The sequence below is a fragment of the Maridesulfovibrio sp. genome (assembly GCF_965230075.1).
Lineage (GTDB): Bacteria > Desulfobacterota > Desulfovibrionia > Desulfovibrionales > Desulfovibrionaceae > Maridesulfovibrio.
The window spans coordinates 3,627,249-3,643,161 of sequence record NZ_OZ245945.1; the positions used below are offsets into that span (position 1 = coordinate 3,627,249).

At 49.8% G+C, this 15,913-nt stretch carries 16 protein-coding genes; 9 read left to right on the plus strand and 7 right to left on the minus strand.

Going from position 1 to position 15,913, the window contains the following annotated elements; genetic code table 11:
* Positions 1-4: 4 nt before the first annotated feature.
* Complete coding sequence (locus tag ACO05Z_RS16440; protein WP_421903267.1) at positions 5-685, minus strand: class I SAM-dependent methyltransferase; 681 nt, start codon at positions 683-685, stop codon at positions 5-7.
* A gap of 139 nt (positions 686-824) precedes the next feature.
* Here ACO05Z_RS16440 and cbiQ point away from each other — a divergent pair, with 139 nt between their 5' ends.
* The 4 genes from cbiQ (at position 825) to ACO05Z_RS16460 (ending at position 3,239) form a co-directional block, all read left to right on the plus strand.
* Entirely contained in the window at positions 825-1,598 is a 774-nt protein-coding gene (gene cbiQ / locus ACO05Z_RS16445; protein ID WP_421903268.1) for a cobalt ECF transporter T component CbiQ, read from the plus strand.
* Entirely contained in the window at positions 1,595-2,293 is a 699-nt protein-coding gene (locus ACO05Z_RS16450; RefSeq protein WP_421903269.1) for an energy-coupling factor ABC transporter ATP-binding protein, read from the plus strand. The genes cbiQ and ACO05Z_RS16450 overlap by 4 nt, the downstream gene beginning before the upstream one ends.
* Positions 2,294-2,318: 25 nt before the next feature.
* Positions 2,319-2,717: a 3D domain-containing protein gene (locus ACO05Z_RS16455; protein WP_421903270.1), complete on the plus strand. Its 399-nt coding sequence runs from the start codon at positions 2,319-2,321 to the stop codon at positions 2,715-2,717.
* Positions 2,718-2,903: 186 nt separating this feature from the next.
* Positions 2,904-3,239 (plus strand): restriction endonuclease, encoded by a 336-nt coding sequence (locus ACO05Z_RS16460; protein WP_421903271.1) that lies wholly within the window; start codon positions 2,904-2,906, stop codon positions 3,237-3,239.
* A gap of 244 nt (positions 3,240-3,483) precedes the next feature.
* Here the strand turns inward: ACO05Z_RS16460 and ACO05Z_RS16465 are convergent, their stop codons facing one another.
* The 3 genes from ACO05Z_RS16465 to ACO05Z_RS16475 are packed head-to-tail and all read right to left on the minus strand — an operon-like array spanning position 3,484 to position 6,734.
* A complete protein-coding gene (locus ACO05Z_RS16465; protein WP_421903272.1) occupies positions 3,484-5,634 on the minus strand; it encodes a Tex family protein in 2,151 nt (716 codons plus the stop codon).
* 7 nt (positions 5,635-5,641) lie between these two features.
* A complete protein-coding gene (locus ACO05Z_RS16470; protein ID WP_421903273.1) occupies positions 5,642-6,127 on the minus strand; it encodes a hypothetical protein in 486 nt (161 codons plus the stop codon).
* Positions 6,128-6,155: 28 nt separating this feature from the next.
* On the minus strand, positions 6,156-6,734 hold the full coding sequence (locus ACO05Z_RS16475) for a hypothetical protein (RefSeq protein ID WP_421903274.1): 579 nt from the start codon (positions 6,732-6,734) through the stop codon (positions 6,156-6,158).
* 131 nt (positions 6,735-6,865) lie between these two features.
* Between ACO05Z_RS16475 and ACO05Z_RS16480 the strand changes: the two genes are divergently transcribed.
* Positions 6,866-7,411 carry a tetratricopeptide repeat protein gene (locus tag ACO05Z_RS16480; protein ID WP_421903275.1) on the plus strand — a complete coding sequence of 182 codons (546 nt, stop codon included), beginning with the start codon at positions 6,866-6,868 and terminating at the stop codon, positions 7,409-7,411.
* Positions 7,412-7,516: 105 nt separating this feature from the next.
* Here ACO05Z_RS16480 and ACO05Z_RS16485 read toward each other — a convergent pair whose 3' ends face one another.
* The gene (locus ACO05Z_RS16485) at positions 7,517-8,947 is read right to left on the minus strand and encodes a PLP-dependent aminotransferase family protein (RefSeq protein WP_421903276.1); all 1,431 of its coding nucleotides are present in this window, start codon (positions 8,945-8,947) and stop codon (positions 7,517-7,519) included.
* A 136-nt stretch (positions 8,948-9,083) separates the two neighbouring features.
* On the opposite strand from ACO05Z_RS16485, the gene ACO05Z_RS16490 reads away from it, so the two are divergent.
* From ACO05Z_RS16490 to ACO05Z_RS16500, 3 genes are read left to right on the plus strand one after another with little or no spacing between them, the layout of a single operon-like run.
* Complete coding sequence (locus tag ACO05Z_RS16490) at positions 9,084-9,794, plus strand: AzlC family ABC transporter permease (protein ID WP_421903277.1); 711 nt, start codon at positions 9,084-9,086, stop codon at positions 9,792-9,794.
* Positions 9,794-10,117 carry an AzlD domain-containing protein gene (locus ACO05Z_RS16495; RefSeq protein ID WP_421903278.1) on the plus strand — a complete coding sequence of 108 codons (324 nt, stop codon included), beginning with the start codon at positions 9,794-9,796 and terminating at the stop codon, positions 10,115-10,117. The genes ACO05Z_RS16490 and ACO05Z_RS16495 overlap by 1 nt, the downstream gene beginning before the upstream one ends.
* Positions 10,118-10,141: 24 nt before the next feature.
* Positions 10,142-10,696 (plus strand): HDIG domain-containing metalloprotein, encoded by a 555-nt coding sequence (locus tag ACO05Z_RS16500; protein ID WP_421903279.1) that lies wholly within the window; start codon positions 10,142-10,144, stop codon positions 10,694-10,696.
* 353 nt (positions 10,697-11,049) lie between these two features.
* Here the strand turns inward: ACO05Z_RS16500 and ACO05Z_RS16505 are convergent, their stop codons facing one another.
* Positions 11,050-12,612 (minus strand): hydantoinase B/oxoprolinase family protein, encoded by a 1,563-nt coding sequence (locus tag ACO05Z_RS16505; protein ID WP_421903280.1) that lies wholly within the window; start codon positions 12,610-12,612, stop codon positions 11,050-11,052.
* Between the two features lie 18 nt (positions 12,613-12,630).
* Positions 12,631-14,601 carry a hydantoinase/oxoprolinase family protein gene (locus ACO05Z_RS16510; protein WP_421903281.1) on the minus strand — a complete coding sequence of 657 codons (1,971 nt, stop codon included), beginning with the start codon at positions 14,599-14,601 and terminating at the stop codon, positions 12,631-12,633.
* A 333-nt stretch (positions 14,602-14,934) separates the two neighbouring features.
* Between ACO05Z_RS16510 and ACO05Z_RS16515 the strand changes: the two genes are divergently transcribed.
* The gene (locus ACO05Z_RS16515) at positions 14,935-15,909 is read left to right on the plus strand and encodes a TRAP transporter substrate-binding protein (protein WP_421903282.1); all 975 of its coding nucleotides are present in this window, start codon (positions 14,935-14,937) and stop codon (positions 15,907-15,909) included.
* The last annotated feature ends 4 nt before the right edge of the window (positions 15,910-15,913 follow it).

The window sequence follows — 15,913 nt, forward strand, 5'->3', positions numbered from 1 at the left end:
AAGACTACCTGCGTTTGAAATGCACAGTACGTTTGTATTGCTTGTCTTCAGGATGGGGCTTGGAAAGATAGGTCATCTCCCAATTATCAGCAAAAAGATCCACTGCAAAATCCAGCAGGCTAAAAATACCGTTCTCAATCTTGGCCTGAGGATACATTTCTAAAAATTCATTCATTTCCAGGCCAAGGTGCTTGCCTACAAAGTATTCGGGCCGAAAAGTAAGCAACATTTCGGACTCGCAACGTTTTTCAAGCCCTTTAAGGATCGCACTCATGTGACCTTTAGCAATATTTATCTTGCCAAGGATATCGATAAGCATGCCCATGTTAAAAGTACGGTCCGGTTCATCATAAGCAAAATTGCAGACACAGAAATCAACATTGTCCACACCATAGAGTCCGGCAAGCTTTTTAGCCCCGGCAATAACTTTGGACTCAAGGTCATAGCCCACAACCTCACGGGCACCCCGTTCTCGGGCATAGAAAGAAAAATGCCCCATATTACAGCCGAGGTCGCAAACACTTTTACCGGTGAAATCCAGTTCCTTGAATTCAGGATCTATTCCATCGATTTCATGTCCGACACCATCGGCAAGGGGGTTGTTTTCAAAGTCATACAGTGGACGCCAGATCAGGTCTTCGCCAACCTCAGCTACAATCTTTTCCAATTCAGCGTTTCTGCTCATGCGGACCTTCCAGAGTAGTATTAATATTCAAAATATACGATTGCATATAGCTTCATTATGTCCTTTACTCAAGATTTGTTTCGGATTGCATGGAGTATAGATGCATGCTACGCCAATAAGCTGAAATAAGGAGTTTATTTTGCAGCAGTTAACTGAACCATTTGCCTACGGCAACTCAATCATCCACACCATGCATCCCGGATTCAGGCTGGCCTGCGCTTTCCTTTTTTCCCTAGCCGGGGCGCTGGTTACAAACCTTGCCGCAGCAACAGGTGTACTGACCGCAGGTATCATATTCGCCATTGCCGCCCGCTTATCATTAGCGACCCTGCTCAACCGGCTGCTTATCGTAAACTTCTTTGTCCTTTTCCTCTGGGTATTCCTGCCCTTTTCCCGGCCCGGAGAACCTGTGTTCAACATAGGTCCTTTTACCGCCACACTTGAGGGGATCATCTACACTGCAATCATCACCCTGAAATCAAACGGGGTAATCCTCGCCATGACCGCGCTGATCTCCACCATGGAAGTGCAAACCCTTGGTGCAGGCATGCAGTCCCTGAAACTGCCGGAGAAACTCTGCCGCCTGCTCCTTTTCAGCTGGCGCTACGTACACGTAATGAGCACTGAATACAGCCGGATGCGGAGGGCCGCAGCCATGCGCGCATTCAGTCCCCGGACCAACATGACCACCTACCGCACTTATGCATGGCTCATGGGTATGCTGCTGGTGCGCAGTCTGGACCGTGCCCAAAGGGTATGGCAGGCCATGCTTTGCAGAGGCTTCGACGGAACATTCCATACCCTGACCAGTTACCGCATAGGCAAACGGGATGTGGCCCTGTTACTGGCAACCCTTGGCTGCGTTGCAATTTTCATTTTTCTTGAGTTCAATAAAATCGAGGTTCTGTTGTGAGTTCTCCCATATTTTCCCTGCATAATATTAATTTTTCCTACCCCGGAAATGATGTCCTTAAAAACGTAGATTTCCAACTGAATAAAGGACAGAAAATAGGCCTGACCGGGCACAACGGATCAGGTAAAACCACCCTGCTGCACATCATTATGGGCTTACTCAAGCCGCAGTCAGGACAGGTCCGCTATCTGGACCAGAAAATTAAATCCGAAAAAGATTTCCGGGAGTTGCGTAAAGGCGTAGGGCTACTTTTCCAGCAGGCCGATGACCAGCTATTCTGCCCGACCGTACTTGAAGACGTGGCCTTCGGCCCGCTCAATCTGGGAAAATCACCGGAGGAAGCACGTAAGATCGCCGAGTACACCCTCTGCACTCTCGGCCTTTCCGGGTACGAAGACCGGGTTTCATATCGCCTTTCCGGTGGTGAAAAAAAACTGGTCTCACTTGCTACTGTACTGGCCATGGAGCCGCAGGCATTAGTGCTGGACGAACCCACCAACGACCTTGACCCGTCCATGCGCGAAAGACTGATCGACATCCTGAATTCGCTGGACATTGCCATGCTGGTGGTTTCCCACGACCTTGATTTTCTGGTAAGAGTCACTGAAGTGGAATATTCATGCAGCAAAGGAAAAATCCTGCGTGAAGCATCTAATTTCAAAGACGATCACGACTACGGAAGGTGTGAACTTTAAATGGAAAAATCAAACAGGAGTCATCATGGGTAAATTTCGAAATCTGATACTGATTGTTGTCGCTCTTTTTCTGGTTTCAGGATGTCTTGGTGAAGACAAAACCATAACCATGAAAGTGGCTTCCACTGCATATACCTCGCATGTAGCCCAGACATCCGCCCACCCGTTTCTTGGGGCATGGGGAGATGAACTCAAACCGGGTATGAAAGCCATCGCGGTCTCACGGGATTTGATTCAGAAAGGACTGACCCACAACACCAAGGTTAAAATCGAAGGCCTTTCCGGTGAATATGTGGTCAAAGACAAGATGAACAAGCGCTGGACCGATAAAATCGATATCTACATGGGCCTCGACACCAAAGCCGCCAAGGAATGGGGCAAACGGGAAGTGACCATCACTTTTGAAAAGAAAGAGAAAAAGTAAAAAACAAGGGCGCACTCAAATGAGAATGCGCCCTTTTTCTTTATCTATTCAATGTCTTACAAAAACTTTTCAATCAAAGCCGATCCGCTCTTTATTTTTACGCCCGATTTACGTAAAGATGGGCTTTCGCGGCCAAGGGCATTACCATGCCATACAAAATCTCTGCCGCGATAAACGGAGAACAAATTGAGCGAACGGAAAAGAAATCCTCATCAGTCCATCAGGGCTTACTGCCTGTGGTGCATGGGCGGCAGCCCGCAGCTTGTCAGGGAATGTGAGGACAGCGACTGCTCTCTTTATGAATTGCGCGGCCCCAAGACTGAGGAATCCCAGCGCACCTGCATCCGGGCCATCCGCCGGCATTGCCTTGCCTGCACAGTGGGTGACCGTCAGGCTATCCGCGATTGCAAAGAGAAAGAATGCGTCATCCGCCGCTTCCGCTTCGGAGTGCACCCCAGAACAATGCAGAAGCGAAGAAAACGGCAGCAGGCCAAGAGCCATCTCATGCTTCCCGGACTTTAAAGGCATGCCTCCGGTGGCTTAAACCCTTTTGCAAAAGGGTTTAAGAACCCCAAAACATTTCGATAAGCTTCGCATATAACACGCTTAGACAGCTTCTAAAAACAAAAAATCGCAATAGCTTGAAAACTATTGCGATTTTATTTTTGTGCAATCTTCCAGACGAAACGGCGAAGCCTCGCTAAAAAAGTTTGGAAGAGTCCAGAGAAACCTTTCCAAAGGTTTCTCTGGCCGCCGGAGGCATTCTTTACATATCAGACTGGCGCATACTCAGCGAAATTCGCTTGCGCTGTATATCTACGTCGAGGACTTTGACTTTCAATGCCTGCCCGGGATAAACGACCGTTGCCGGGTCACGCACAAATTCATCGGCCATACGGCTGATATGAACCAGTCCGTCCTGATGCACCCCGATATCCACGAAAGCCCCGAAAGCGGTAACGTTAGTCACTATCCCGTTAAGGATCATGCCTTCGCTCAGGTCTGAAACTTCCTTTACGGAATCATCAAACTGCACAGCCTCGAACTGCTTGCGCGGGTCACGTCCCGGTTTTTCCAGTTCCTTCATGATATCTTTAAGGGTAGGCAGCCCCAGATCATCGGTAACGTAATCTTCCAGATTGATCTTGGCCCGCAGCTCAACAGACTTGATCAGATCAGCAACATCTGCACCGAGATCCTTGGCGATCCCGGCAACAGCCTTGTAACGCTCCGGGTGCACCGCAGTACCATCGAGCGGATTCTTAGCCCCACGAATACGCAGGAATCCCGCGCACTGCTCAAAAGCCTTGGGACCGAGCCGGGGGACCTTAAGCAATTCCCTGCGGGAACCGAATGGACCGTTCTCCTCACGAAATTTAATTACATTGGCTGCCAGCACCGGACCCAGCCCGGAAACTGATTGCAAAAGCCTTGCGCTGGCAGTGTTCAGCTCTACGCCGACCATGTTAACGCAGGATTCAACAACCCTGCCGAGACTTTCCGCCAGGCCCTTCTGATCTACATCATGCTGATACTGGCCCACCCCGATGGATTTGGGATCAATCTTGACCAGCTCCGCCAGAGGGTCCATGAGCCTGCGCCCGATGGATACCGCGCCACGCACAGTAATATCATAATCCGGGAATTCCTCACGGGCAATCTCTGAGGCAGAATAAACAGAAGCCCCGGATTCATTAACCATGATCACCTGAATGGAATTATCCAAGCCTAACTCCTTAACAAACCGCTCGGTCTCACGTCCGGCAGTCCCATTGCCTATAGCAACAGCTTCGATATCGAATTTATCGACCAAGGAACGGACGATACGCGTGGCTTCTTTCTTCTTGCCCTCTGAAGTAACCGGATAAATGGTTTCGTTATGGAGTAAAGTTCCCTGCGCATCTAAACAGACCAGCTTGGCTCCAGTACGAAAACCCGGATCAAGGGCCAGCACCCGCTTGCCGCCCAAGGGAGGCGCAAGCAGAATTTCACGCAGGTTAGCAGCAAAAATATTAATAGCCTCGGTCTCAGCCTTTTCCAGCAGCACACCGCGCAACTCAGTCTCCATCTGCGGAGCCAGCAAGCGCTTGTAGCTATCGGTTGCAGCCTGCTGCACCTGCTTGGAGACCGCTGAATTGGAACGGACCAATTTGCGGTGCAGGATATCCAGACCTTCGTCCTCTTCAGGGCGGATAGAGACCTTTAAAAATTTATCCCGCTCACCACGGAACAGGGCCAGAATACGATGGCCCGCAGCCTTTTTGGCTGGCTCGCGCCAATCAAACCAGTCCCGGAACTTGGAAGCCTTGTCCTTGTTCTCATCGGCCTGTGCAGCCTTGGTGGACTTGGACTCAATCAGAGCCTTGCGCTCGAACAGCGAACGAACAGCCTCACGGCTGACCGTGTTCTCGGCAATCTTCTCGGCAATAATATCGCGTGCTCCGGCAAGGGCATCATCCACGGATTCCACACCCTTTTCAGCTGAGACAAAAGCCTGCGCTTCCTGAACCGGATCGCATTTCTGGGCAAAAATCTTGTAGGCCAGCGGCTCCAGACCTTTCTGGATAGCAGCCTGCCCTTTTGTTTTGCGCTTGGGTTTATAGGGCAGATACAAATCCTCAAGCTGACGCATAGTTTCGGCTGCTTCAATTTTCTTGCGCAGTCCGTCATCAAGCTTGCCCTGCTCATCAATGGATTTAATAACTGTCTCGCGACGTTTATCCAGTTCCTTAAGCTTCTCAAAAAGGTCACTGATATTAGCAACCGCAACTTCATCAAGGCTTCCGGTTGCTTCTTTACGGTAACGGGAAATAAAAGGAATGGTCGCCCCCTCATCAAGCAGGGCGACCACAGCTTTTACATTTTTTTCGGGAATATTCAGTTCAGATGAAATACGAGAGATATTTTTTGAATTCATAAAAACACTAATTACTTGATTCTTCTTTTTTCAATTCTTCAGGAGAGAGGGACCAGAATGGAGTACCGTCTTTGGTCAGGCGGAACTTGTATTTACGATCTTCCCCGGCCTTGAGCTTTGCGCACATGTATTCGTACTCGCCGTCAATCTCAACCAGAACACCGTATACTTTTACACGAACACCGGAGCGCAGGTCTTTGATGCGCGGCTCAACAAAGTCTTTAGGACCGAGATGGACAAGCACTTCCTCACCATCTTCTTTATCTTTAACCAGAAGGCCAACACCTTCGACCATGCCGTCCAGCGGTTCAATATCCTTAATTTTAAGGAGCGTTCCCTTGAACACATCACGATCGGTGTTGTCATAAAGGGAGTCATATTCACCGCCCTTCTCCCAGCCTTTGATGTTCATTTCTCCGGCAAAAGCGGAATGGACACTCAAAAGAGCCAGACAGAAGACGATAAAAAGACTCTGAAAAATTCTTTTCTTCACTACAAAAACTCCTTTTAAATCAAGCTTTCTACTGGGTAAGCCATTTATTAAAGGCACGCAAGGTAACCTTCTTAATCGCATAGTCGGCACCACCGCGCGTAAATTCTGTACGTTCGAACTCGACCACGACTTTTCCGGTCTTCACGTCTACCAGAAACAAGCGGACGTAGTCAGCTCGGTAAGTACTTATCTCATCACGGGCACCCAATGCGTTATCTGCCGAAATATCATAAAGAAGTGCCAAATCAGCATCTACACCGGAAAGCACGGCCTGAACTTCTGGTACAACCGGATATTGCTTTCCATACTTACGCCGTTCCCACAAGTCGGACGTTTTAATATTTTCAAGAATGTCAACATTCCCACCGTTGACGGGATAGACTGACCATTTCAGATCAAAAGCCCCAGACTGCTTGCAGGCGTTCAGCAAAGACTGAGTCATGCGCCAGCGGTATTTCAAATCAAAATCCATGGTGGTTGTCCGCCAAGGGAGCAACGCCAACGTGTAAACTTTCCCTCCGGTATCAAAGGGAGTACTGTAATTTTCTACTTTAGCGCAAGAAGCGCAAACAAGGCACAGCAGCAGAACCAGCAATATCTTTTTCATGGCAACCTCATATTTTTTTACAGATACATTGTTTTATAACGGCAGTATCCATATGTCCATAGCCCGAGTTTAAACTTGGCGTCTGGCTCTTTTGCCGTTACACTCCGGCAGTTTTCAAAGCGGAGGAACAAATGTCGGATAAAAAAAAGGCCCAAAAACTTTCCAGAAGAGGTTTCCTTTTCGGAGGATTCAGAAAAAAAGAAGACCGTGAACAGGTCCTGAGCGCGGCCAAGCCTATTGCTGCCAAAGAAGTGAACCTCGACACTCTGGCAGAAGCCAACGTAGCCTATGAAAACGGCCGCTATGAAGAAGCTGCCGGCAAATACAAAGAATTCATCAAAACAGAACCGCAAAATGCCGACGCCCGCAAAAGACTCGGGCATTGTTTGTACAAAGCCGAAAAATACATTCAGGCCAAAGTTGAATTCGAAAGGGCCATTCGTATCCTCGGCAAAGACAACTTTTCTTACCTGTACCTAGGCTTACTGCTCTGCCGCGCCGGAGCCGGACAAAAAGCTGTCCCGGTCTGGAAACTCTATTTCGATCCCGAAAACATAACCCTGCAGCGCGAAATCAACCTGCAAATCGCACTCATTGAATCTGATCCCGAAGCATCCTTCGAAGAAGCCGCCAACATGGTGGAAAAAGTAATCGAAGAAACTGCTATGAAAGCTTAAAAAAGCAATTTCGTACAAGCCCGCAGAACTCTTCCTCTGCTACAAATTTTCCAAGCAACACGGCGAAGCCTTAATAAAAGGTTTTGAAAGGGATGTGGTCTGGGGCTACTCCGCAGCAAGTTCGCCTAACCGGCGAACTCCGGCTTGGATTTCGTCGCTCCAGAGCGATCCGCTGGAAAGGCGGATGTAATTGGAGAACACATCCTGCGGAGAGAAAACTGTTCCGGGCACAATTCCGATACCTTCTTCGCGGGCCTTGAAAAAGAGCTCCACTCCGTCTTTACCTTCGGGCAGCTCTACCCAAAGCACAGAACCGCCCTTGGGATTGGTGACCTTGGTTCCTTCAGGGAAGGCCAGACCGATCTCGGTACGCATCTTCTGCATCTGGTCCTTCATGGCCGCGCGCAGTTTCTTGAGATGCCGGTCGTAAAGGGTTTCGCGCAAGTAGCGGGCAATAGCCATCTGGGTGGCGGCAACGCATGAAACATTGGTGGTGGCTTTAATCTCAAGAGCCTTTTCCAGATAACGGCCCGGAGCCAGCCAGCCTACCCGGTAACCGGGAGCGATGGTCTTGGAAAAGGATGAGCAAAGCAGCACCTCGCCCTCACGGTCATAGGATTTAAGTGTACGGGGCCGGGAATCGCCGAAGTAAATTTCCCCGTATACGTCATCCTCAACCAGCGGAATTTTACGCTTAGCAAGAATTTCAACAATCTTTTTCTTACGCTCATCCGAGGTAAGACCACCGTCAGGATTGTTGAAATTAGGCGAAAAAATGCAGGCCTTAATGTCAAAAGTACGGGTAATGTCATCTACCCGCTCTGGGTTGATTCCCTTTTTGGGACAGGATGGCATTTCAATGGCCCGCAAGCCGAGATTCTCCACCAGCTGCAAAAAGCAGTAATAGGAAGGAGACTGAATCAGGACAAGATCACCGGGACGGGTCAGGGTCCTTAGGGAAATATAAAGTGCTTCCATGGCCCCGGTGGTGATGATCAGCTCATCGGCAGTGATGTTTGAACCACAATCAACTGAGCGGAAGGCAATCTGCCTGCGCAAATCAAGGTTGCCGGGAATCATCTCATATCCGGCAGTATCGAGCGGATTTTCCCTGATTACGCTGTTCATAATCTTGGCAAGCTGGCGAGTAGGTAACAAGTCATTGCTGGGGCAGACCACGCCAAGGGGCAACTGATCCTTGTTTCCCACGGTTTCAAGGGCTGTGTTGATAAGTTTATTTTTGGTGACAGTGTGCGGTTCCAGCTTCTGGGTTGTTTTGATCTCCGGAGTGGGAATGGTCCGGAATTCGCTACGTACGTAATAGCCGGAACGGGGTCGGGATTCGATCAGCCCGCGCTTTTCCAGCTCTTCATAAGCGTGGGAAACAGTTGAAATGGAAACTTTGAGGGTTTTACTCATCTGGCGCAGGGACGGCAGTTTATCACCGGGTACAAGGTCCCCGGCTTCAATGTGTTTTGAAAGTTCCTGCTCAACTTTTTTGTATCTGTACTGATTGTCTGAACTGTCCAGATTCATTTATTTTACCCTCAGAAGCTAAAACTGTTATGATTCATATTTCTCAAATCTGTATCTGTACTGATGTCAGATTTTATGTACACTGGCAAGCAAATCGGAATAGCAAGTTTGAATTTTACGAACGGGAGAGGTAAATATGGAATCCGTAATGAATTCCCAAAAGATAAAACAAAACAGTGTATTAATTTCAGCTTTCAAGCAGGCTTTGCCCATTGTGCTGGGCTACCTGCCTGTGGGCTTCGCATACGGTGTACTGGCCCGCAAGTCCGGTATCTCCATTGATAACACAGTGATCATGTCCCTAATCGTCTTTGCCGGATCAGCACAGTTTATCGCCGTGGGACTGATCGCTTCAGGTGCCTCCGCCCTATCTGTGATCATCACAACTTTCATTGTTAACTTGCGCCACATGCTTATGTCTGCGGCCCTTTCACCCTACCTTAAGAAATGGAGTAAGCTTGAGATTGCCGGGTTTACCTTCCAGCTCACTGATGAAAGCTTTGCGGTGCATTCCACCCGCTTCGCTGACGGAGACAACCACAAGGGCGAAACATTCCTGATCAACTCCATTGCCCAAGCAGCTTGGGTTGGCGGAACCGTACTAGGTATATTCTCCAGCACGCTTATCAATGACGTAAAACCCATGGGCCTAGATTACGCACTTCCGGCCATGTTTATCGCCCTGCTCATTTTCCAGATCAAGGATAAGAGCCACGTCATTGTAGGACTCATCACCGGACTGTTATCAACCGCACTGGCTCTCGGCGGAGCAGGCCAGTGGAACGTAATTATCGCCACCCTTATAGGCGCAACTCTCGGCGCAGCAGTTAAATGGGGGAACAAATAATGGACCAGCAGACAATACTTTTCACCTTGTTCGGCATGATGGCGGTAACCTACATCCCGCGTGCGCTCCCGGCACTGGCCCTGAGTTCCCGAGACCTCCCGCCCGTCGTGGTCAAATGGCTTTCCTACGTACCCACAGCGGTACTTTCCGCCCTGCTGATGCCGTCATTGCTTGCGCCCGAAGGTGTTATCGACCTGACTTTCAACAACCTTTACTTTTGGGTAGCAGTGCCTACCTTTGCGGTAGCCATGTTCACCCGCAATTTCTTCGGCACCGTGGCGGTCGGTATGGGGCTGGTGGCAGCAGCCAGATATTTCTTGTAATTTCAGCAACAAAAGGATTTCAAAATGATTTCACGTGATGAAGCACTTGAACTACTCAAGTCAAATGTAAAAGAAGAAAACCTGATCCAGCATTCCCTCGAATCCGAAGCCGTGCTCGGCGCGCTGGCAGAAAAACTGGGCCAGGATGTGGAACTCTGGTCCATGACCGGACTGCTGCATGATCTCGATTACAGCGAGACCGCCGATACCCCGGAAAAGCACGGCCTTATCGCCGCAGAAATGCTCGAAGGCAAGCTGCCCGATGAAGCAATTCAGGCAATCCGTGCCCATAACGGCGATATGACCGGAATTGCGCCGCAGTCCGATTTCGATTTCGCCCTGCGTTGCGGTGAGACCGTGACCGGACTGATCCATGCCAACGCGCTCATGCGCCCTGAAAAAATGAACGGTATGAAGCCTAAGAGCCTCAAGAAGAAAATGAAGGCTAAGGCCTTCGCCGCCAGTGTAGATCGTGAGATCATCAAAGAATGTGATAAGATCGGCCTCGAACTGGGAGACTTTTTCGCTATCTCCATCGAAGCCGTGACCAAAGTCGCACCTGAAGTAGGATTGGATTAATTTGATGCGCTAACGCGCTTTTGGATGAAAGAGTTTGCCTTCGGCGACCCTGCCGGGGGCCTAAAACCCTTTGAAAAGGGTTTTAGAATCCCAAACTTTTTTAATTTGCTTCGCAGCTTCGTTTGGAAAAGCTGTGTGAGCTTAAAATATTTTAGATTGTTTGAACTCCAAACGTTTGTTCCCTGCTGGAACAATCACCCAAAAAAGCGGTCCGACATTTGCCAGAAATGTCGGACCGCTTTGAGTTCTTTAGTAGGAAAGCTTACCGCGTTACACGGCGAAGCCCTATTAAAAGTTTTTGAAGAGTCCAGAGAAACTTTTTTCAAAAAGTTTCTTTGGCTGCCGGAGGCATCCTATTTCCCCCAGCCGCCGCCTCCGGGAGTTTCCATGCGGATGATATCACCTTTCTTGAGCGGCGAATGAAACTTACCGGGCTGAACTATTTCCTCACCATCACGGATCAAAATATTCTTGCCGGGAGTTCCGGGGCTTCCGCCCTGCAGACCGTAAGGCGCGTTAACCCGACGCTCGGAAAGCACGGTGATTTCACAATCGGAGAGCAGCTCAATTTCACGCACAAGACCGTCACCGCCGGGGATTCTGCCTGCCCCGCCGGTATTCTTGCGGATGCAGTAGGTCTTTACCCGAAACGGATAGCTGTATTCGAGAGCTTCCACCGGGGTATTCAGGGTGTTGGTCATGTGTGAATGGGTGGCATGCTCACCACTACAGGTGGCGGATGCGCCCATGCCCCCGGCGAGGGTTTCGTAGTAGGCAAAAGGCTTGCCGGTACGCTCATCCATGCCGCCAATGGTCATGTTGTTCATGGTTCCCTGACTTGCAGCCGGAATGCGCTGCGGAATAGCTTCAGCAAGCGCACCGAGAACCACGTCCACCACGCGCTGGGAAGTTTCCACGTTACCGCCTGCAACTGCTGCGGGGAAGTTCGCATCAAGAATGGAACCTTTGCGGGTCAGCACTTCAATGGGCCGCAGGATACCTGCGTTGGTGGGTACGTCACCTTCGATAAGTGACCGGAAAACATAAAGGACCGCGGAAAGAGTGATGGACCGAACAGCGTTGACACTTCCGGTAACCTGATCACCGGATGCGGTGAAATCGAGCTTGGCACTATCACCCTTTACTTCCATGGTCACGGAAATGGGTACGTTCTCGCAATCAACACCGTCACCATCCATGTAGTCGGTGAACTGGTAAGTTCCGTCAGGGATAGACTTAATGGTGTTGCGGGTGATGGACTCAGCGTAATCGTTCAGGCTGGCCGCGTAAAAATCAACCTTGGCAAGACCGTACTTTTCAATGAGTTCCTTGAGTCGGGTAACTCCGGTCAGGTTAGCCATGATCTGGGCTGCAAAATCGCCTTCACGCTCCACCGGAGTACGCACGTTGTTGAGCAGCAGGGCCATAACTCCGGGCACGATTTCACCATTTTCCACAACCTTCACCGGGGGGATAATGATCCCTTCCTGATAGAGGGAGGTTGAAAGAGGCATGGAACCGGAAGCCATGCCGCCCACATCGGAATGGTGGGCGCGGTTGGCTACGTAAAAGGCAGGCTCGGTGGAACCTTCACAGAAAACCGGAGCCACAAGGGTGATGTCCGGCAGATGGGTTCCGCCCTTGAAAGGGTCGTTGAGCATGACCATATCGCCTTCTTTGAAATCACTGTTTTCAATGGCGGATTTCACGGAAAGGGGCATGGAGCCGAGGTGCACCGGGATATGCGCGGCCTGCGCAACCATGTCGCCTTTGTGATCAAAGACCGCACAGGAAAGGTCACGCCGTTCCTTGATATTGGGGGAGAAAGCGGTACGGGTCAGGGTTACGCCCATTTCTTCAGAGATGGCCGCAAACCTGTTCTTGAAAACCTCAAGGAGGATCGGATTCACATTCATTATATATAAACCTCCTGACTACTCGATGTCGAAAATAAGGTTGCCGTAGGGATCGACCTCACCCTTGGCAAAGGGCGGGATAACCAGAGTGGAGCTGTATTCGATGATGATTGCCGGACCGGCGACTTTGTTGCCGGGGCGCAGCTTTTCACGGTTGAGAATACGGGTTTCCATTTTATTGGAATCGAAAACAGTCTCGGTGGTGCCGAGCAGTGCTTCGGGGTCCATTTCGGAAACCAATTCGCCCGCTTCGGGGAATTCCGGCTTGGTGGGCATGCCCTTGGTACGCAGACGGATGTTGACGATTTCAACAGTCTTGTCATCGTTGCGGTAGCCGTAGTTCTGCTTGTGCAGACGTGAGAATTCCTCAATCCAGTCACCGCTGAAGGGCACGATGATTTCAAAGGACTGGCCCTGATAACGCATGTCGAGAAAACGTTCGACAATGATGTCGTCGGAGGCAAAGCCCTCTTCAGCCAGATCAGCGCGGCCCTGTGCTTCCAGCGGAGCGAAGAGCTCTTCAAGATCCACGTCATTGGTGTTGTGCTGGTCGCGCATGACGGTCAGGGAGTAATCCTTGATAACGTCAGCCATGACCATGCCCACTGCGGAAAGAATACCCGGGTTGTTGGGGATGAACAGTTTGGGAATAGAAAGCAACTTGGCAAGAAATGCGCAATGCATACCGCCCGCACCGCCGAAGGAAAACATGGTGAATTCGCGGGGGTCGAAGCCGCGCTCAACGGAAATTACGCGAATAGCGCGCTCCATGTTGGTGTTGGCGATATCAAGGATACCTTCAGCCAGTTCCACCGGGGTCAGGCCCGCTTTTTCTGCCATTGCTTCCATGGCCTGATTCAGCTTTTCAGTCTCAAGGGACATCTCACCGCCGAGGAAATGCTCGGGGATAAGGCGGCCAAGGTAGAGGTTGGCGTCGGTAACGGTGATCTCGGAACCTTTGCCGTAGCAGATCGGACCAGGATCAGCACCCGCACTTTCAGGACCGACGGTCAGTGATCCACCGGCATCAAGACGGGCAATGGAACCGCCACCGGCACCAACGGTATGGATATCAATCATGGGCACCTTGACCGGGTAATCCTCAATTGCGGATTCCAGAGTCAGGGGCAGCTCTTCATTAATTAATGCAACATCGGAAGAAGTTCCGCCCATATCGAAAGTGATCAGACGGTCATAACCGGCCATCTGTCCGATAGCGTGAGCACCGACTGCGCCGCCAGCAGGACCGGAAAGGATGGTCCGCACAGACTCGTTCATGGCAGTTTCCGCGGAGATGGAACCACCGTTACTCTGCATAATGCGCAGGGGATCGTCGCCGAGAGTATTCTGCAGCTTGGTCAGATACTTGGTCATCTTGGGAGAAACATAAGCGTTGATAACTGTGGTGGAAGTACGCTCAAACTCGCGGAATTCAGCAAGGATTTCGTGAGAAACAGAAACCGGAACACCGACTGCGTCCAAAAGTTCGCGCATTCTGTTCTCATGTTCGGGATTTAAGTACGAAAAAAGGAGACAAAGTGCGACGGATTCCACACCGGAATCTTTAATTCTTTGCAAAATAACTTGCACTTTTTCTTCAGAAAAAGGTTCTATTTCGTTCCCTTCATGATCAATTCTTCCGGTAATTCCGAAGCGGAGTTCCGGGGGAACAATATGAGGCTTTTTACAAAAAGATAAATCATAGAGGTCTGAACGATTCTGGCGTCCGATCTGGATAACGTCTTCAAAACCCTCATTTGTGATCAAGGCGGTCTTTACACCCTTACGTTCAAGGATGGCGTTGGTGGCGACGGTGGAACCATGGACAACTTGAACAGCACGGTCGCCTGCAATGTGCTTAATGCCGTTAATTACGGCCTCGGACGGATCATGAGGAGTGGAAAGGCGCTTATGTACGCCCCATTTATCTCCGTCCTTATAAATGAAATCTGTAAATGTTCCTCCGGTGTCTACTCCAATTATCAGCACTATATTTCCTCCGCTGGGTCAATATTAAATCGCTATGCATAAATTGCGATTTGTCATTTTATTTAGGGTCTATTTTCCGATTCGAGCGAACATTAACCAATTTTGTCCACATTTAAAAGATTTTATTTTTGTCAAATTATGTGTATAAACACTCTTGATTCGCTCAATACACCCCAAAAACGAACAATCTATTTTTAAAATACCCGTAAAAACTGTTTCCATTTTTTCGAGTTTTTTAATTTTTCACAAATATTAAAACGCAAATAACGGACAACCTTAAAAAATAGTATTTCTAAAATAACAAAAATAGCAAAACCCAAACGGAGGTTACTCATGTTAAAACGGATCACCACTGCCCTGCTCATGGTTCTGGCCTTTGCCATTTCCGCCCAAGCCGCAGACCTCAAGATGGACTGTAACGCCATCTACGGAGCCACCAACTTCCATTCCCAAGGCGGCAAGCTCTTTGCCGATAAAGTCGCTGAATACACCTCCGGTTCAGTACAGATCACCGTCCACCCCGGCGGAAGCCTCGGTTTCAAAGGCCCCGAACTTCTTAAGACAGTTAAAGACGGCACCCTGCCCATGTCTGATATCCTTATGGGCGTTGTTTCCGGTTCCGATCAGGTTTTCGGTGTAAGCTCCATGCCCCTGCTGGCAAACGATTATGCTGAAGCCAAGAAGCTCTATGAAGCAGCCAAACCTTATTATGATAAGGCCTGCCGCCGTTGGAACCAGAAAATGCTCTACGCCGCACCTTGGCCTCCCAGCGGACTTTTCACCAAGAAACCGCTCAAAACCGTTGCTGATTTCGAAGGTCTCAAGACCCGTACCTATGATAAAAACGGCGCAGAACTGCTCCGCGCAGCAGGTGCCAGCCCCATGTCCCTGCCTTGGGGCGAACTCTACTCCGCACTGCAGACCGGACTCGTTGATTCCGTGCTGACCTCCGCAGTTTCCGGAAAGGACGGTAAATTCTGGGAAAACCTCAAGTATTTCACTAAAATCAACTACGCATTCCCCCTGAACATGATGGTTATCAACCAAGACTACTGGGATGCCCTGAATCCCAAACAGCAGGAAGCCGTGCTCAAGGCTGCTGCTGAAATTGAAGCCTACCAGTGGGAACAGTCCGCAAAGAGCAACGACGAATCCCTCAAAATACTCGCTGAAAAGGGCATCGTAATTTCCGAGCCCTCCAAGGAAATCAGCGACATGCTGCACAAAGATGCCAAGCTTATGCTTGAAAACACCCTCAAAGGTGCCAAAAAAGGTTTTAAAGCAGCCATCAAGGCTTACGAAAAGTAGAATT